16 protein-coding genes are annotated in these 18,246 nt (G+C 55.9%); 12 read left to right on the top strand and 4 right to left on the bottom strand.

Going from position 1 to position 18,246, the window contains the following annotated elements; translation table 11 throughout:
- Positions 1–54 precede the first annotated feature (54 nt).
- The 8 genes from sufC to C5Y96_RS20700 all read left to right on the top strand — a co-directional run bounded on the left by sufC (position 55) and on the right by C5Y96_RS20700 (position 7,424).
- On the top strand, positions 55–870 hold the full coding sequence (gene sufC / locus C5Y96_RS20735) for a Fe-S cluster assembly ATPase SufC (protein WP_105357378.1): 816 nt from the start codon (positions 55–57) through the stop codon (positions 868–870).
- A 115-nt stretch (positions 871–985) separates the two neighbouring features.
- On the top strand, positions 986–2,401 hold the full coding sequence (sufB, locus tag C5Y96_RS20730) for a Fe-S cluster assembly protein SufB (protein WP_105357376.1): 1,416 nt from the start codon (positions 986–988) through the stop codon (positions 2,399–2,401).
- 105 nt (positions 2,402–2,506) lie between these two features.
- On the top strand, positions 2,507–3,832 hold the full coding sequence (gene sufD / locus C5Y96_RS20725) for a Fe-S cluster assembly protein SufD (RefSeq protein ID WP_105357374.1): 1,326 nt from the start codon (positions 2,507–2,509) through the stop codon (positions 3,830–3,832).
- Positions 3,833–3,962: 130 nt separating this feature from the next.
- The gene (locus C5Y96_RS20720) at positions 3,963–4,277 is read left to right on the top strand and encodes a non-heme iron oxygenase ferredoxin subunit (RefSeq protein WP_105357372.1); all 315 of its coding nucleotides are present in this window, start codon (positions 3,963–3,965) and stop codon (positions 4,275–4,277) included.
- A gap of 14 nt (positions 4,278–4,291) precedes the next feature.
- Positions 4,292–4,612, top strand: a complete 321-nt coding sequence (locus C5Y96_RS20715) for a metal-sulfur cluster assembly factor (RefSeq protein ID WP_105357370.1) — start codon at positions 4,292–4,294, stop codon at positions 4,610–4,612.
- 149 nt (positions 4,613–4,761) lie between these two features.
- Positions 4,762–5,787 carry an ATP-grasp domain-containing protein gene (locus tag C5Y96_RS20710; RefSeq protein WP_158261344.1) on the top strand — a complete coding sequence of 342 codons (1,026 nt, stop codon included), beginning with the start codon at positions 4,762–4,764 and terminating at the stop codon, positions 5,785–5,787.
- Positions 5,788–5,806: 19 nt separating this feature from the next.
- Positions 5,807–6,817, top strand: coding sequence for a hydantoinase/oxoprolinase family protein (locus C5Y96_RS20705; protein ID WP_105357366.1), 1,011 nt, complete (start codon positions 5,807–5,809; stop codon positions 6,815–6,817).
- Between the two features lie 4 nt (positions 6,818–6,821).
- Positions 6,822–7,424: a hypothetical protein gene (locus C5Y96_RS20700; RefSeq protein ID WP_105357364.1), complete on the top strand. Its 603-nt coding sequence runs from the start codon at positions 6,822–6,824 to the stop codon at positions 7,422–7,424.
- 57 nt (positions 7,425–7,481) lie between these two features.
- On the opposite strand, the gene C5Y96_RS20695 is transcribed toward C5Y96_RS20700, so the two are convergent.
- Complete coding sequence (locus C5Y96_RS20695; protein ID WP_105357362.1) at positions 7,482–8,840, bottom strand: DUF1598 domain-containing protein; 1,359 nt, start codon at positions 8,838–8,840, stop codon at positions 7,482–7,484.
- A gap of 509 nt (positions 8,841–9,349) precedes the next feature.
- On the opposite strand from C5Y96_RS20695, the gene C5Y96_RS20690 reads away from it, so the two are divergent.
- A complete protein-coding gene (locus tag C5Y96_RS20690) occupies positions 9,350–11,374 on the top strand; it encodes a sigma 54-interacting transcriptional regulator (RefSeq protein WP_105357359.1) in 2,025 nt (674 codons plus the stop codon).
- 185 nt (positions 11,375–11,559) lie between these two features.
- On the top strand, positions 11,560–12,084 hold the full coding sequence (locus tag C5Y96_RS20685; RefSeq protein WP_105357357.1) for a chemotaxis protein CheX: 525 nt from the start codon (positions 11,560–11,562) through the stop codon (positions 12,082–12,084).
- Positions 12,085–12,274: 190 nt separating this feature from the next.
- Here C5Y96_RS20685 and C5Y96_RS20680 read toward each other — a convergent pair whose 3' ends face one another.
- Positions 12,275–12,706, bottom strand: coding sequence for a thioredoxin family protein (locus tag C5Y96_RS20680; RefSeq protein WP_105357355.1), 432 nt, complete (start codon positions 12,704–12,706; stop codon positions 12,275–12,277).
- 470 nt (positions 12,707–13,176) lie between these two features.
- Between C5Y96_RS20680 and C5Y96_RS20675 the strand changes: the two genes are divergently transcribed.
- On the top strand, positions 13,177–14,175 hold the full coding sequence (locus C5Y96_RS20675) for a Gfo/Idh/MocA family protein (protein WP_105357353.1): 999 nt from the start codon (positions 13,177–13,179) through the stop codon (positions 14,173–14,175).
- 25 nt (positions 14,176–14,200) lie between these two features.
- Here the strand turns inward: C5Y96_RS20675 and C5Y96_RS20670 are convergent, their stop codons facing one another.
- On the bottom strand, positions 14,201–15,328 hold the full coding sequence (locus C5Y96_RS20670; protein ID WP_105357350.1) for a serine/threonine-protein kinase: 1,128 nt from the start codon (positions 15,326–15,328) through the stop codon (positions 14,201–14,203).
- Between the two features lie 177 nt (positions 15,329–15,505).
- Complete coding sequence (locus C5Y96_RS20665) at positions 15,506–16,474, bottom strand: D-2-hydroxyacid dehydrogenase (RefSeq protein ID WP_105357348.1); 969 nt, start codon at positions 16,472–16,474, stop codon at positions 15,506–15,508.
- A gap of 191 nt (positions 16,475–16,665) precedes the next feature.
- Between C5Y96_RS20665 and C5Y96_RS20660 the strand changes: the two genes are divergently transcribed.
- A complete protein-coding gene (locus tag C5Y96_RS20660) occupies positions 16,666–18,084 on the top strand; it encodes an MATE family efflux transporter (protein WP_105357346.1) in 1,419 nt (472 codons plus the stop codon).
- Positions 18,085–18,246: the final 162 nt, after the last annotated feature.

Below are 18,246 nucleotides of genomic sequence, written 5' to 3'. Positions count from 1 at the left end.
ACGCCGCTTGCGGTGTCGCCTCCGTTGAGACTCAAGTAGAGCGAATAGTCACGAATGACCGACGTATTGAAGATTGAGAATTTACACGTTTCGGTAGAAGACAAGCCGATCCTCAATGGCGTGAACCTGGAACTGAAGCGTGGTGAAACGCATGCCCTGATGGGCCCTAACGGTTCCGGTAAAAGCACGCTCGGCTTTGCCGTCATGGGACATCCCAAGTACGAAGTGACCGAAGGTCGCATTCTGCTGAACGATGTCGACGTCACCGAGATGGAAGCGGACGAACGAGCCCGACTTGGCCTGTTCATGGCCTTCCAGCGGCCGATCGCCATCCCTGGCGTTCGCCTGGCCGACTTCCTGCGGCACGCAACGACCAACGTTCGCAATCCAGAACGTAAAGAAGGTGAAGACCTCATTCCGATGCGGGAATTCCGTAAGGAAATCAAAGAGAAGATGAACCAGCTTCAGATGGACACCGAGTTCGCTCGTCGTTACGTCAACGACGGCTTCTCAGGTGGTGAAATGAAGCGGGCCGAGATTCTTCAGCTGGCTATGCTGCAGCCGAAATTCGCCATTCTGGACGAAACCGACAGCGGTCTGGACGCCGATGCGGTGCGTCTGGCCAGCCAGAGTATCGCTCAGATCGGTGGCGAAGAGATGGGCCTTCTGATCATTACCCACCACGACAAGCTGCTCGAGCACAACCCACCTTCGCACGCTCACGTGATGCTGGGTGGGCGGATCGTCGAAAGCGGCGGCGTCGAGCTGGCTCACGAACTGCATTCCAATGGTTACGAACGCATTCGCAAGGCATATCCGGAAGCGGCTGCCATGGAACGTGCGATGCAAGACGAAGAGCAAACGGTTTAGTCACAAAGCGTATTAGTCACTGTGCGATTCGCTTCGCGGCCTGAACTGCGACCAGGCACCAATGCGAAGCACGCAGACCATCGCCACCGACGATATTCAATAGTTTGGAGAGACAATGGCCACCGATATTACTGACACCGGCGTACAAAGCCCAATCGGTGAAATCAACAAGTACGATTTCCGCACGACCAGCAAGGGTGTCTTCAAGGCCAAGAAGGGATTGAATCCTGAGATCGTCAATCAGATCTCGGACATCAAGGACGAACCGGACTGGATGCGTAAGTTCCGTTTGGACTCGCTGGAGATCTTCAACTCCAAGCCGATGCCCAAATGGGGCGGCGACATCAGCCTCGACTTCCAAGACATCTACTACTACCTCAAGCCGACCGAGAAGCAAGGCAAGACGTGGGACGACGTGCCGGCGGAAATCAAGGAAACGTTCGAGAAACTGGGCATTCCCGAAGCCGAACGCCAATACCTGGCCGGCGTGAAAGCTCAGTTCGAGAGCGAAGTGGTGTACGGTTCGCTGCAGGAAGACCTCGCTCAAAAGGGTGTGATCTTCACCGATACGGACACCGCTCTGCGTGAACACCCTGAACTGCTGAAGGAATACTTCGGCACGGTGATTCCTCCGCACGACAACAAGTTCGCCGCGCTCAACTCGGCGGTCTGGTCTGGCGGTTCGTTTATCTACGTTCCTCCTGGCGTCGAAATCGAATTCCCTCTGCAAACCTACTTCCGTATCAACGAAGAAAGCATGGGGCAGTTCGAGCGTACGCTGATCATCGTCGACGAAGGGGCGAAGATTCACTACGTCGAAGGTTGCACCGCTCCGATGTACTCGTCGGAAAGCTTGCACTCGGCCGTGGTGGAAGTGATCTGCAAGAAGGGTTCGCGTTGCCGATACAGCACGATCCAGAACTGGGCGAACAACATCTACAACCTGGTGACCAAGCGCGCTTTGGCTTATGCCGACGCCACCATGGAATGGGTGGACGGCAACCTGGGTAGCCACCTGACGATGAAGTACCCAGCTGTTTACCTGATGGAACCAGGTGCCCGCGGCGAGATCCTTTCGATCGCGTTTGCCGGCAAGCATCAGCATCAGGACACCGGTGCCAAGCTGGTTCACTGTGCTCCGAACACTTCTGGACAGATCATTTCCAAATCGATCTCGAAGGACGGCGGTCGCGGTAGCTATCGCGGGCTGGTTCGCGTCGAGGAAGGTGCTCATAACACCAAGTGCAGCGTCGTGTGCGATGCATTGATTCTGGACCCCGAAAGCCAGACCGACACCTACCCCTACATCGAAATCATGGAACCCGATGTCGCCATCGGTCACGAAGCGAGCGTCTCGCGTATTGGTGAAGAGCAACTCTTCTACCTGATGAGCCGCGGCCTGACCGAAGCGGAAGCGAGCACGATGATCGTCAATGGTTTCATCGAGCCGCTGGTGAAGGAATTGCCGATGGAATACGCGGTCGAACTGAACCGCTTGATCGAGCTGCAAATGGAAGGTTCGGTCGGTTAGTCGACGGAACCCTTTCGTGACCACATTTGGGCCAAGCAGCGTCGATCGAGCTGGCGTGCTTGGCCATTTTTCTTTGACAGTTAAGACCCGAACATTAGCGATATCATGAGCGTGGCAGCCGCAACCACCGTCGAAAATTGGAATGCCGAAGCATTCAACGATTACGTCAAACAACTGAACGAGCCCCAGTGGCTGGTCGATCTTCGCCAGGAAGCCTTCGAAAGCTTTGAGCAGAAGGACTGGCCGACCCGCAAGGAAGAAGAGTGGATGCGAACCGACATCCGCGGCTTCAGCCTGAAGAAGTTCAATCCGCCTAGCTTCGCTACCCAGGTCGATCCGTCGACCCTCCCGACCGGTCTCTTGGCCCAAGGTGTTGACATCGGCGGCCAGGTGATCTCCCTGAACGGTAAGACCGCCGTCAGTACCATCAGCGACGAACTGAAAGCCAAAGGCGTCATCTTCGGCGACTTCCGTACCGTTCTGGCCGAGCATGGCGACCTGGTGAAGAAGTATCTCTTCCAAGGCGAGTTCGACCCACACTTCGACAAGTTCAGTGCCCTGCATGCCGCCTACTTCAGTGGCGGTGCGTTTCTGTACGTTCCCCGTAACGTTCAGGTCGAGCAACCGCTGCACGTGTTGAACCTGGTTGGAGACAACGGTGTCGACCTGGCTCATACGTTGATCGTGCTGGAAGAAGGTGCCCAGGCAACCGTGCTGACCGAATCGGCCAGCCTGGACGACGACCAGCCTGGCTTCCACTGCGGTGCGATTGAAGTGATCGTTGGCGATCGAGCCAACCTGCGCTTCGTGAACCTGCAGAACTGGGGCGAAAAGGTGTGGCACTTCGCTCAGCAGAAAGGTTGCGTCGGCCAAGACGGTAACCTGTTCTGGACGCTGGGTGCACTGGGTAGCCGCCTGTCGAAAGTGAATCAGCACGTTGCCCTTGATAAGCCAGGTGCCCACTGCGAAGTGAACGGCGTGCTCTTCACCGAGAACAAGCAGCACCTTTCCTATCACACGCAGCAGTACCATCGTGCCCCGAACTGCACGAGTAACTTCCTGTACAAAGCGGCCCTGCAAGATCAGTCACGAACCGTATGGCGCGGGATGATCAAGGTTGCTCCCGGTGCTCAGAAGACCGACGGCTATCAGCGTATCGACAACCTACTGCTGACCGAACATAGCCGTGCCGACTCGATCCCTGGCTTGGAAATCGAAGCGGACGACGTTCGCTGCACCCACGGGGCCACCACCGGCAAGGTAGACGAAGAGCAGATCTTCTACGCCATGGCTCGCGGTTATACCCGCAAAGAAGCGATGCGTATGATCGTGACCGGCTTCTTCCAACAGGTATTCGACCGCATTACGCTCGAATCGGTACGTGAAGCCCTAGGGCACGCGATCGCGCGCCGTGTTCGCGAATACGATTAACTGGTAAGTAGGGCCCGCGTGTCGCGGGTCGCAAAGCGGGTACCGAGTTTCTGACCCGCGACACGTGGGCTCTACATGTTTCAGCGATCAACTTGATAATCACCTCCTGTCCTGCAAGTAAGTAATTCGAATGTCCGACTTTGTGCGTGTCGCGGCTCTCAGTGAGATACCCGATCCTGGTAAAGAAGTGTTTGAAGTCGACGATCGCTTCGTGATCGTGATTCATGCCGGTGGTCAGGTTTTCTGCCTGGACGACGTTTGCACGCACGACGACGGACCACTGGGCGAGGGGGACTTGGACGGTTACGAAATCGAGTGCCCTCGTCACGGGGCCAAGTTCGACATTCGGACCGGCAAGGCCACGCTGATGCCAGCCACACAGCCGACCCAGGTACACGAAGCCAAGATTGAAGGGGGCGACATCTACGTTCGCCTTGTTGACTAAGAAGGAGCCCTGCGATGGCACTATCGGAAGACACCGTCCGCGAACAACTCAAGAATGTGATCGACCCGGAACTGTTCGTGAACATCGTCGATCTTGGTCTCGTCTACGAGGTCAACTTCGAGGATATCGAAGAGTCGGAAGACAAGAAGGTCTTGATCAACATGACCATGACCAGCCCTGCCTGTCCGGCCGGCCCACAGTTGATCGGCGGTGCGAAGCAGTTCGTTTCGCAAATGGAAGGGGTTGGCGACGTTGAAGTGAAGATCGTAATGGACCCGCCTTGGTCGCCCGATCGCATGACCGAAGATGCCCGGGATCAACTGGGAATCTTCTAGTAAAGTCCCCACCGGAAGCTTTATAGTGGGGATTAACCTACTGTCAGGCTTCCCAGTGCCAGCGGCTTCTTGCCTGAGTATTGGAAGGTGAGTTGGTCTGGCACACGATACCGTAGATAACTGCTTAGATGGGGGCAAAAGCGTTTGTGATGGCGTCGGAAGCCTCCTATCCTCGTAGCGTCTTTGTTTACGAATTGATAACCGGGGGCGGTCTCTACTCTGTCCCTGGTTCGCCTGCCCCAAGTGGATCTCTGCTGAAAGAAGGCACGGCCATGCTGGCCGCTGTCGTCGAAGACTTCGCCGCGATCGATGGCGTATCGGTAACGGTGCTACGTGATTCGCGATTGCCCATGCTGTCGGTAGCGGCTGCCGAGCAAATCACCGTCGAAGGCCCCGAGGGAGAGCGCATTGCGTTTCGAGATGCCGCAGCGTCGACCGAAGCCACGCTGGTGATCGCCCCCGAGTTCGACGGGCTCCATCTTGCGCGGACCCAATGGGCGGAAGAAGAGGGCGCGTTTCTGATGAGCCCTGACTCGACGTTCGTGCAACTGGCATCTTGCAAGTGGAAGTGCTTCCAACAGTGGCGCGAATTGTCGGTCCGCACGATCGACACGTTCCGCGTTGCCGAGCGTGCGACGTGGGAGCACTTGTTAGATATTCCGGTCGTCACAAAACCCTCCGACGGAGCTGGCTCGGAGGGAGTTCTTTCTTGGAATGCGGGATTTGAGCTAAATGGCGAGCTACTTGGAAACGAAAAATATCTCATACAGCCCAGGATATTTGGCGATGCCGTGAGCTGCTCGGCGCTGGGAAATGGAGCGGATTTCTTTCTTTTGCCAGCTGCGTTTCAGTCGCTTGATAAAGATTTGAAATATCATGGAGGGTGCTTGCCCATCCCGATGGAACTGAACTTGCGAGCGCATCGCCTTGCGGCGCAAGCAATTAGAGCGATGCCCCCTTTCCGGGGATATGTTGGGCTTGATATGATTCTGGGGCCCTGTCCCGACGGGAAGGACGATGTCGCGGTTGATCTGAATCCGCGGCTGACGAGCTCGTATGTTGGCCTACGACTGTTTCTGAAGAACAATCTGGCCCAAGCCATGTTGGACGTGGTTGCTGGTCAGAGCTTCGAGCCCAGGGTAGGCTGCGGTGAGATCGATTTTGAGATCCTTTAGATGAGGAAATAGAGAGCGTATGACGGTCCTGGGCGTTGACGTTGGAGGAGCCAACATCAAGATTGCGACGGGTGATGGTTTCGCTCATTCCTTTCCTTTTGCGATCTGGAAGAAGAAGCACGAACTGGTCGTGAATCTGAAGCACGTGTTGGGGATGACCCCGGTCTTTGATCGGGTGGCCGTGACGATGACCGCCGAACTGGCCGACTGCTTTGGCTCGAAAGCAGAGGGGGTGCGTTTCGTGCTGGGTGCGATTCGCGAAGTCTTCACTGATTACCCCGTGAAGGTCTATACCGTCACCGGCAAGATGGTTTCGCTGGAAGACGGCATCTTGGATCCCCTTTCCGTGGCTGCTGCCAACTGGCACGCCCTGGGCCGATTCGGTGGTCAGTGGTTTCAAGGAAAAAGCGGCCTGGTAGTCGATGTTGGTTCTACTACCACCGACATCATCCCCCTGATCGACGGCCAGGTCGCCAGCAAATCGAAGTCCGACCTGTGCCGGCTCCTGGCCGGTGAACTGGTTTATCTGGGCGTCGAACGCACGCCAATTTGCGGCATCACTGATTACGTCAACTTCCGCGGCAAGCGTGTCCCGGTGGCGAACGAGTGGTTTGCCACCTCAATCGATATCTTGCTCGCGCTGGGTTTGTTCGACGAAGAGCCTGAGAATCACGGCACCGCCGACGGACGCCCTGCCACACGTGAGTTCGCCAAAACGCGTCTGGCCCGCATGATATGTGCCGACGGCGACGAGGTGACCTGGACCGAAATCAACGAGATGGCTCGCGAGCTGAACTCGATCATGGTCAAGAAGATTGCCACCGGGATTCGCCAGGTGGTGGAAGAGTTGAAGATGAACGTCGAGCTGACGGTCATCAGCGGTCACGGTGATTTCCTGGCCGAAGCTGCTCTCGATTCGGCTGGCGTAGTGACGCACCGCGAGTACCTGACCGACCTGATCGGGGCCAACGCCGCGCGATGTGCCCCCGCGTATGCATTGGCCATTTTGGCAGAAGAAGCCTGGGACTAGTTGAATGGGCTTCGCCGTTTGGAAGTTGGGTGGAAGCCTGTTTGATCTGCCTGACTTGGCCGAGCGGATTCGCCGGCTACATGCCGAGCACTCCCCTGCCTCGCCTGTGTTAATCATCCCAGGTGGCGGCGTCTTTGCCGACGGCGTGCGAAAGATGGACCAGGTGCACGGGCTCGATCCGCTGGAGAGCCACCATCTAGCGCTCAACGCGATGCGGCTCTCAGCGTCGCTGGTCGCCGCCTTACTGAAACTGCCGGTGACAAGCGATGCGCAGGCACAGCAAGCGGCAATCAATGCTTGGAAGAACAGACAGTGTGAGCCCCAGCTTCAAGTATGGGACGTGATAGACAACTGGAACACGCATCAGCCGATCATTGAGCAAACGTGCGGTTCGCTTCCATCTGATTGGCGTTTAACCAGCGATTCCATTGCTGCGGCACTGGCTGCCCATTGGGGCGCAAGTGAGTTGGTCCTGGTGAAATCAATCGACCGTTCTGCCGATGTCTCATGGAAGGCCCTGGCGCAAGCGGGAGCCGTGGACGAGGCCTTTCCTGCGGTCGCCCCGTACGTGAAACGCATCGCGTGGGTCAACTTGCGGGCGCAATAAAAAACGGCCTCCGAATTTGGAGGCCGTTCTTGTTTCTTGCTGAACGCTCGTCTCGCGTTAGTTCCACCACCAGATGTTGTTGGTGTTGGAGGCCAACTGTTCGGTTCGCAGCTTGTCCATTCCAGCGACGTTTTCGGTGTGGCTGGCAACTTCCCACGAGTTGATGTCGACGCCGCCCGAAGCGGTGATCACCCACTGGCGACCCTTCTTCATGGCGCTGAAGAAGGTCGGCACGGTATCAGGCGTGGCGAACTTTTCCAACTGAACTGGGCTCGAATCGCTCTTGATCATGTCCAGGTCGAGGTCGGCCTTGGAGAGGAGCTTTTCCTTTTCCAGGAGAGCGGCGATCACGCACATGTCCATCACGTTTCGTAGTTCGCCGAAGATCTTGTCTTCTGCCGAAAGCTCTTCGTAGTTCTTGGTCATCGCGTCGGCCCATTTCTGGGGAATAGCACTGACCTTGCCGGTCTGCGACACCGAACCATCTTCGGCGATGATTTCGTCTTCGGTCATGGCCTTCACGCCAGGACCACGCAGCTGCCAGGCCAGGCCGTCTTCGCTTTGGGCCAGTGGCTGATAGTTGCAAGCCAACCACCAACGTGGCATGGCGTTTTGAACCGAACGAGCCGAAGGTAGCATGTCCAGGTAGCTGGACAGACCACGAACAGGGCTCGGATCCAGGTGCATGGCGATTCGCTTCATACGGAAGTCAGCGGCAACCAGCACGCGGGCAAAGTGGCTATCTTTCGGCACACCGGTGATGGTGATCACCTGGGCACCCATGGCACGCTCGACACCATCTTTGACGCTGGCATCCATACGAGTCAGACTGGCCAGGTAGTTGTCGAGATTCTGACGACCTTCAGCGGTCGGGTCGATCGAGCAAGTGATGCCACCGCGACGAGCTTCTTCGGTCGTACGCATGGCGACGATGAAGTCTTCCAGCAGCAGAACCGGACGACCGGTGGTAACACCGACGACGTTGCCCGACTCGTCAACCGTCCAACCTTCGGCAGGACCAGCGAGGATAACGTCGTTGTTGGCTTCGTCAACGAAGACATACTCGATACGCTGCAGGCCGGCCATGTACTTCACTGCATCCGGCAGCTTGCCGCCGTTGTTTTCCTGCGAAGCTTTGATTGCTGCATTCAAACCACGAAGCGAAACCTTACGCATCTTGACCGGGGTGGCCAGATCACCGGGCACCTTTTCCAAAGCATTCATCATTTCCTGACGAAGCTGTTTCTTCACTTCTGCCGGAGCAGATGTCAGCTGGCCCTGGGCATCGATGGAAACACCACCGACGGCATTACGAGCGAAGCCGACCTGACCTGCTTTCGCAGACGGAACAGCCATGCTGATGCCGAGTACCAACAGTAGAGCAAAGCGAACACGCGGGAGCACAAAGGCTTTCATTCGAAAGATCTCCGGTTTTATCGCGATAGACCGCCTTGGATGTCACCCAATGGTGAAACATCGATCGGTCTAAAAGAGCTGTTTCAAAGCTCGGTCTGTGAAAGGATGATGATCCCGTGCAGGCCAAATTTGCCCACATCGGCTAGTCCGACAAGGTGAGAAAATCCGCGCAAGTTGGGATTTCCATTCAATCTACAATAGTTCGGCCTGAAATCGGTTGCAAGGATTCGGTTGAAATCCCATTTTCCGAATCTTCAAGGTCCGGCTGTGCGTTTTTTGGGGATTGTTAACCCCCAGGGGTGCCTGCCTATTCTACCTAGTTCTCCTATAGAAAGGAAACACCAACCTCTGGGGACATTCGCACTTAACTGGCGCAAAATTGACCACCAGCCATTTTGCCTCGAACAAACTCGTGCGTATAAGTGTATTATTACGATACATTCATTGCAGAGCGTTTGGTTACTCGCAGGTGGCGAGTCCTGGTTAGCAAGGTCAGCAAAAAAAACAGAATGATCGCGTATTTGATTATTCGTGAAGGGTCGAAGTGGACGGACGTTTTTCGGCTCGTTGAAGGGCAAAATGTCACGATCGGTCGTGCGCCGACCAATCAGATTGTCATCAAGGATGATCGCTGTAGCCGTTATCATGCTGAAATTTTTCTCTCGCAAGGTGTCTGGACCATCCGCGATCTCGACTCGCGGAATGGAACAACCGTGGAAGACTCCCCTATCCGTGGGGACCAGGCGCTGACCCCGGGCAACATCATTCGCGTCGCCAATACGCAGTTGGCGTTTGTGAACGATCTGTCCACCGCGTTTCCCGATGGTTCTTCCAGCAGTAATCACCTGTTCGACTCGAACGCTGAAGTTGATCAAACGGTTGTCGGCTACGACAGCGAGCATGTGCTCGACATCGCCGAGCCGACGAACATCACGCATCGTCGGCAACAGACCCGTTTTCTGAAGCCGGAAATTCAAGACCCAAATGAGAGCACCGTTGTCCCACGTGTCGGTCGGGCAGCAGCTCGTTTGTGTCAGTTGGCGTTTGAACTCGCTCAACAGGCCGATGTGATCGCGGTGGCGAACCTGGCCCTGGAAGGTCTGTTTGAAAGCACGCAAGTCGACTCGGGGGCCGTGCTGTTGATTCCTCGCACGTTCAAGGGACCTGCGACCGAAAAAGACTTGGAACTGATCAGCTCGCGTACCGACAAACTGCCGGTCTATCACCGCATCTCGCGGTTCCTGGCCAACACGGTGCTCCGCGAAGGAGAAGCCGTGCTGGCTCGCAACGTGACCGACGACAGCCGCTTTGGTAGCCGTGACAGTAAGGGGGATATTCACGCGACCAGCGTGTTGGCTGCTCCCATCCGACAGAACGGCAAAGTGATCGGCCTGATTCATCTTTACTCGACCGATACCGGAAGGATTCCCGACCCGGAAGATCTCGAGTTCACGCTGGCCGTGGCCGAAAATGTCGCGTTGGCTTTGAAGAATCTTGAACGTCAACAGGAACTGACTGAAACCATCTCGCAGTCGATGGTCGAAATCGACGAACTGCGTCAACGTCTCGGAGCAGAAAGTAATATCGTCGGTAGCAGCCCGCTGATTCTCGACGTCCAGAAGCAGGTTGCCCGCGTCGCCCCGAGCCGTGCGACCATTTTGATTACCGGCGAAAGTGGTGTCGGTAAGGAACTGGTTGCCCGGGCTGTTCACTTTGCCAGCACACGTAAGAAAGGCCCGTTCGTTTGTTTGAACTGTGCCGCCCTGAGCGAGTCTCTGCTGGAGAGCGAGCTGTTCGGTCACGAGAAAGGTGCGTTCACCGGGGCCACCGATCGCAAGGTCGGTAAGTTTGAAGCCGCCCACCGCGGGACGCTCATGCTCGACGAAATCGGCGAAATGAGCGAAGCGATTCAAGCCAAGTTTCTCCGCGTACTTGAAGGACATCCGTTCGAGCGTGTCGGTGGTAACGAAGCGGTACAGGTCGATGTACGCGTGATCGCCGCCACCAACCGAGACCTGGAGAAGGAAGTCGAACGCGGCCGATTCCGCCGCGACTTGTTCTTCCGATTGCGAGTGGTGGAAGTAAACGTCCCCCCGCTCCGTAAGCGGCCTGAAGACATCCTGGAACTAGCGTCGTATTTCGTGCAGAAATTCAACGCGGAGACGGGGCGAAAGATCCTCGGCTTCACCCAGTCGGCGATCGACGACTTGCAGAAGTATCGCTGGCCAGGGAACGTACGCGAACTGAAGAACGTGATTGAACGATCGGTTGTGTTGGCTCAATCGGAACGAATCAGTTCCGAGGACCTCGCCCTTTCAAATCTGACAGCCAGTGGCGATACGGCCGAACTGAACGCCACCAAGAGCGGCTACGAGCCTCTTTCGCTGGCCGACCTCGAAAAGCGTCATATCAACGCCACGCTGCGGGCGACCGGCTGGAATAAGAGCCGGACGGCGGGAATTCTGGGAATTGAACGATCGACGCTCGATCGGAAGATTCGCCGATATCATATTCAGCCCCCAGCAGAAGCATAATTGCCTGGTCAGGCATCGAGATTCCGTGCGGTTTGTAACGGTTATGCCGTTCCCGCCTGGCATTGAACGCGATCAAGATTCGCCATCTTGCCCCCTGTCAGAATTTGTTGGCAAAGTTGTCCCATACTTACGTGGCAAACTGACGCCGACAAATCATTCACTGAATACCAGTAGGTGGGGCAAACATGTCAACCGTTATCGAAAACACGTCGAGCCTGGCCGGAACCAACTCGGTTCTCGCGGAAGCTGTGGTTACTTCTGTGGAAAAGGCACTTACCATGTGCGGTACGACCGCACGCTGCGTGGGCGTGGCTCGAGTGCCGCTCCGAGAGAACGGCCTGGTGACGGGCATCATTGGTGTTCACGGACGCGTTTCCGGTTTCATCACGGTGAACATGTCGGAGATGCTGGCGATCAACGTCGTCGAAGGGTTGCTACAAGAAGAGTTTGGCAAACTCACCAGCCAGGTTGTCGATGGAGCCGGCGAAGTCACGAACATGATTTGCGGCGGCATCAAATCGAACCTGGCGAAGACTTCGTTCTCGTTCCAGGGGATTACCGTTCCTTCGGTGATCGTGGGTGAAGGCTACCAGATGGCGTTCGCTCGCGGTCTTGAATTCGTGAGCGCGACCTTCGAACACGAAAACTCGGAAGCCATCATGCTCGACGACCGACTCCTATCGGTCAGCATGTGCTTCTTGAAACTGTAAGAAACCGATTGGCAAAAAATCGGAAATCGCACGGCGCTATAGCTGGGGCATAAAATAAGCCAGGAGTCGAAGGACTTCTGGCTTATTGCATTGTGCATAGGCAACTGCCGGGATGAGCCAGTGCGGGCTGGCTATCCCAACAGGAATGCGCTTGTTGAATTGCTTTCGGTGGGAAAGCGTACCGCAGAGACTACTGCGAGATCGGCAGAACTTCGAGCTTGTCGGCTTCCGATTCTTGGGCGGCAACAGCACGGTCTACCAGCGTCTGGATGGTAGATTCGGATTGAACGCCAACCAGAATTTGACGACGCCAGCCGTCTTTCGTCTTGCGGTAAAGAGCCAATTGCGGGTAGCCTCCACCCGACATGATGCGGTGGGCGATGCGAGGTTGGGCGTCGGCATCGACTTCTGTGTAGACGACACCGCTCAAACGGCCAGCACGTTTAAGGCGTGGGATGATCGATTGCTTCATCGTCACGCATGCTGGACACCAATCTGTGCCGACGAGGACAAGCATCGGCTTGCCAGTTTCCGAGGCGTCTTTGAATGCCGAGTTGTAATCGACCGTCGTGTCGCCAACTGCGGAAACTTGCAACAGAATGGCCATGGTAATACCGAGCATAAAATTCGTTCCTTACTTAATTCTGCCCGTTAGCTTGAATTGGGCCTGCACCTTGGGTCACAGGTGAACAAACAGACCACGTAGTCCAGAAAACTTGGGTGGGGTGTGGTTGTCGTTTTGGATCCAGTCGGTTTTGCGGTAAAGTCGCAACTCAGTGCGACACGGTGGTAACGAGATGAACTCGTTTGGTTGACCACCCAACGCAGCACAATGGGTCTTGTGCGGTGACCGGTCCTGAGGTTTGGGCCAAGTTTAACGATTCAGAAGTCGATGGCAAGTGTCCAAGATGAGAACTTCCCAAAGACTTTTCGGGTAAGCGCAACAAGTTGCTTGTAGACCGCAGGTTGGAAGTACGGAAAAGAAATTGCAATTCCGACTAGAGTTGTGCTAGCAGAAATGCTTCAATAGCCAATAGTTACGGCGAACCTGCCGGGGCAAATGCCTGGACGATTTCAAGGACGTATCCCTGTATGGTGTTACATATTGGCGTGGTCGGATTAGGAAGCGATTGGGAATCGCGTCACCGCCCTGCCCTTCACTCTCTCCAAGATCGCTATAAGGTCGAATTCATCTGCGATGAGGTGGCCTTACGGGCTAAGAATGCTGCGTCGCAGTTCAATGCGCTCTCCCCGTATGGTTTCCGCCGAGCGATTTCCGCTGAGCATATTGATGCGGTTTTTCTGCTCGATCAACAGTGGTCTGGCTTATTGCCGCTTCAATCGGCCTGTGCTGCAGGAAAAGCCGTTTATTTGAATACGGCCCTTGAACTCGATTCCCAGGCCCAGAGCGAAGTGGTACGACTTGTGGAGTCGACCAAGGTTCCTTTCATGATCGAATTCCCGCGGCGATTTGCCCCGGCCACGATTCGACTGAAGGAATTGATCGCGACGCAGCTGGGACGCCCCAAGCTGATTTTCTGTCACCACCGAATCACGCCGGCCCAAGGTGCCAACAGCCCGCGATGGCTCATCATTCAGCGTTTCCTGGCCGAGATCTTCGACTGGTGCCGATACATTGTCGACGGCAAGCCGGAGTCGCTGATGAGTGTCAGTTATCCACGGGCCGATGATCCCAGCGATATGGAATATCAGATGCTGAGCGTCGATTTCCAGTCGAAGGAAGATCCGAGTCAGCGTGTCGTCGCCCAGATTAGTGCGGGCACATACCTGCGTAATGACTGGCCGGAAGCCGTTTCGTTTCGCCCGCCGGCTGCGATGCAGGTATGTTGCGAGAATGGTATCGCATTTATCGACCTGCCCAACACGTTGATCTGGTTCAACGGCGCAGGACGTCATATGGAATCGCTGGAAGGAGAACGCCCGGTGGGAGAACGCCTGTTCTCGGCTTTCCACCGCTTGCTGGAAAACGGCAATAACCATTTCGACTGCTTGACCGAATTCCGCGAGTCAACCCGCGTGATCCAGGCGGCTCGGCAAAGCATTGCCGAGAACCGCCGTGTTAGCTTTTAGCCGATCTCTTCGAAGAGTCCGAGAGTTACGACAGATCTTCTTCTGTTTGCTGAAGCTCTTCGATCCACAGGCGGATCTCGTTGTCGTATTCGACCGCCAGGTCTCCTTTGACCAATTGGCGATGGAACGAAGCTGCTCCGCCTGATCGCAGGTCGGCGTCTTCCGCAGAAGGGAAGCGGCGCGATGGATCAGGGGCAATCAAGCGTCGACAGAAGTTCATCAGCAACTCGTTGCAGGTCACTTCGTCGGGAAGGATCTCCAGCAGTCGCTGTGCGAGGAATCGCTTCGTCTCGAGCAGTTCTCGGAAATTCTTGATGTGCCCGAAGAGGGACCTTCCCGAGAGCATCTCGATCAAGACATAGCCCAGGCTGGCCAGGTCGCTGCGCGGCGTAGCTTCCTCTCCTTCCAACACTTCCGGTGCCGCGTACGCTGGCGTGCACGTCCGTGTATCGGGGGCGTTGTCGATCTCGAAGGCGGAACCAATATCGATCAGCTTGGCCGTACCGGTTCGCTTGAGCATAATGTTCGACGGCTTCACATCCGCATGAACGACTCCATCGCGATGGAGCGCCGCAAGCGCTGCCAGGCAGTCGCGAGCGATCGCCACGGCGACACCGGGCTTGAAGCGAGGCTGCTGCGGACCCTTGGTGACCACGACCTGGTTGATGTAATCCCATCGCTGGTCGGTCACCTGAGGACGGATCCGTTCGACCATGCCAGGTGTCGAAAGCTTCTGCAAGTCGTATCCGTCGACCCATTCCATCACCATCACGCGGATCGTGCTGGAATCGAGGAAATTGTGGATCTCTAGCAGGTTGTGCTGCTGAATCTGGGCAACGCGGGAAGCAACTCGCGCACTTCGGGCCATCGCTTCGTTGTAGTGCGTGGCACTATCGAAACGCTCAGGTGAAAAGATCTTGATGGCCAAGGGAAGCGTAAAGCCATTGGCACCGCGTCGCTCAGTCAGAAACACCAAACCTTGTCCGCCAGAGCCGAGCAGCCGGCGCAGTGCGTAGTGTTCGGTCCAACTCGATCTTCTAGCCGAAATAAGCGATTCGTAACGCTGCATCAACTCGATGGGGCACTTCCGCTCGGTGGCATCGCCATCCAAGGAAAGAGTCGGCTGAAGGTTTTGTTGCGTTGTCGTTAGCATGAGTGGCGACTTCCTGTCGGCGTCATCGGGGTTCAAAACGCAGGATTTCCTTGTGCATGATAGGAGGGAGGGAATCTGTGGGTAAAGATTCTTTCCCGCAAAAACTGAATTTTCTAGTCAGTGGTAATATCTTCCATCTTATTGGTATGTAAAGGCTGATTGTACTGGATTGTGCCGCTACGTTGTCGGTTTACGTACCGGGAAACCGAGCTGCTTATCAACCAAATTGATGGGAGGTTCGCCATTTAAATACCGCCGCAGATTCGTGCAGAACAGCTGTGTTGCGTCGGCGTTGCGTGTGGCTCCTTGGGCCCCAACATGTGGGGAAATGATTACATTCTCCATGGTCCATAGTGGACTCTCGGCCGGCAAGGGTTCGATCTCAGCCACGTCGACGCCAGCCCCCAACAGCTTCTTGCTCTGAAGTGCCTCGACCAAGGCCGACTCTTTTACAACCTGACCGCGGGCCACGTTGATGAACCAGGCATCCTGCTTCATCGCGGCGAAGCGGCCTTCGTCGATGATGTGGTACGTGCTCGCATTGAGGGGCAATGTGAGGATCACCACGTCCGACTGGGCGAGCAGGTCGTCCAGTCGATCGGCCGGCCACAACTGTTCGACATGAGGTGGGCAATCATAAGGAAAGAGGTCTGTCGCCAGGATGCGGGTTCGGAACGCCGACATGATTTCCGCAATTCGACGTCCATTTCCCCCCAGTCCCACGATGCCAACCGTTTTGCCGTGCAGGTCATGGGTAGGTCTTCTTGTATAATCTTTTACCGTTTGCGCCCGAAAGAAAACCGGTAAACTGCGAATCAGGCCCAATAAGAGGGAACAAGTTTGCTCTGCGACCTGATTGGCAAACAGCCCCGAGGCACTCGAAACGATAATATCCGAGGCAATCACCTCCGGCACCAGGCAATGGTCCATGCCGGCGGCCGACGACTGGATCCACTTCAGCTTCCCTTTTTGCACGACCTCGGCCCATGGCATGGGGACTTTGGCGTGGCCGCAGAAGATATCGGCATCCAGAATGGCTTCGGCGATGCCCTCTTGCCCCGCATCGATCACTTCGGCGTCGGGGGCCACTTGTTGGATAGCCTCGACGAACTCGGGTTGTGTCTGGTAGCAAAGCGCAATTTTCATGGGCGATAGCTCAACAGTAGGGGATGCGAAATGAATGCGTTGAGCTATCGTAATTCAACTCACAGATACAGACTATTGGGTTAACTTTCCTTGCCTGAATTCCGAACCTGGCCGGTTTGCGATTGTCTGGAAGTTACCTTGGCGAATAATAGAAATTCGATTCGTTTCTACCCACCTCTCCCTGGGATTTCATGGCGGAACCATCACAACACGCTGAGTCGATTGCGACAATCAGCAACGACGAAAATTGGTGGAGTCGCCCGTGCGGTATCCGCGAACTGCTTTGGATCGCACTGCCGCTGATCGCCTCGACGGCCTCGTGGTCGATGACAAATTTCGTCGACCGGATGTTTCTGTTCTGGTATTCGCCGGAAGCAATGGCCGCTGCCCTGCCTGCGGGAATGCTGCATTTCACGCTGCTTTGCTTTCCGATCGGCCTGGCATCGTACTTGAATACGTTCGTTGCTCAGTACGACGGTGCCGGTCGCCCAGGGCAGATCGGAGCGGTCGTCCGTAAAGGGATCCAGTTCGGTTCGCTGATGATCCCAGCCTATTTTCTGACGATTCCGTTAGCCGCCTGGGCGTTCTCGCTGGTAGGACATTCGGCGGAAGTTCAGCAGTTGGAAGTCCGCTATTTCCAGATTCTCACGTTTGGTGCGGGGGCATCGGTCGTATCCGCGGCCATGTCGACCTTTTTCACGGGGCGCGGCAAGACGACGACCGTGATGTTTGTCGAAATCGGCTCGTGCATCATGAATGTGGTGCTCGATGGCCTGTTTATCTTTGGATTTTGCGGCGAGTGGCTCGAAGGGATCACAGGGGCGGCGATCGCAACGTCGCTGAGCCAGTGGTTTAAGGTCGTCGCCTACCTGATTCTGCTGTATCGACCGGCGGTGAGTGGCCAGTTTGGCTTCCTTGATTGGTCGAACGATGAACCGGGGCTGTTGCGGCGAATCTTTCAGTATGGTTCGGCGAGTGGCTTTCAGGTGCTGCTAGAGGTGGGGACTTTCACGGGCTTTACCTTCTTAATGGGGCGAATGGGTATCACGGCAATGACCGCGTCGACGCTGGCGGTTGATATCAACGCCCTGACATTTGTTCCACTAATTGGACTGGGGATCGCAATCAGCACGCTGGTTGGACGAGAAATCGGCCATGCCGACCCGGCCCGAGCCGCCGTGGCAACCTGGTCGGGACTTTGCATCGCGTTGGTGTACGCTGGTGGAATGGGGCTGACCTACTTTCTTCTGCCCGACTTTTTTCTGTCGGCCCATGCGCTGGGGATGGAGCCTTCGGAATTCGAAGAGATTCGCGTTCTCGCTATTGTCCTGTTGCGGTTTGTCGCGTTCTTTTGCGTATTTGACGCAGTGAATCTGGTCTTTGTCAGTGCCCTAAAAGGTGCCGGCGACGTGCGGTTCATTCTGACGGTCGGCCTGATCTTTTCGTCGGTACTGTTGCTGTTGGCGGTGACATGCATGTGGTTGGACCGGGTTCACGTGCAGGGCCTGTGGGTGGCCATGACTACCTGGGTGATCTGTCTGGCGCTAACGCACCTTGCCCGCTTCTTCACCGGGCAGTGGCGTAGCAAGAAGGTGATCGATACCGCCTAAATTGGCGGATTGGGGCGTAGTTTCGGGGAATTGCGACGCCACTTCTTGGCGAAGTGCCCATTTCTGGCAATAATTAATATTGGATGCATATCCATAAACCCCCGGCACGTAGTTACTGCAAAGTGCCTTCCCTCCACGATCCGCACACCCTGAACATATCTT

It is taken from the genome of Blastopirellula marina, assembly GCF_002967715.1.
GTDB classification, from domain to species: domain Bacteria; phylum Planctomycetota; class Planctomycetia; order Pirellulales; family Pirellulaceae; genus Bremerella; species Bremerella marina_B.
The sequence above is the reverse complement of the archived record's forward strand: the minus strand, read 5'-3'. Positions and strand labels throughout refer to the sequence as shown.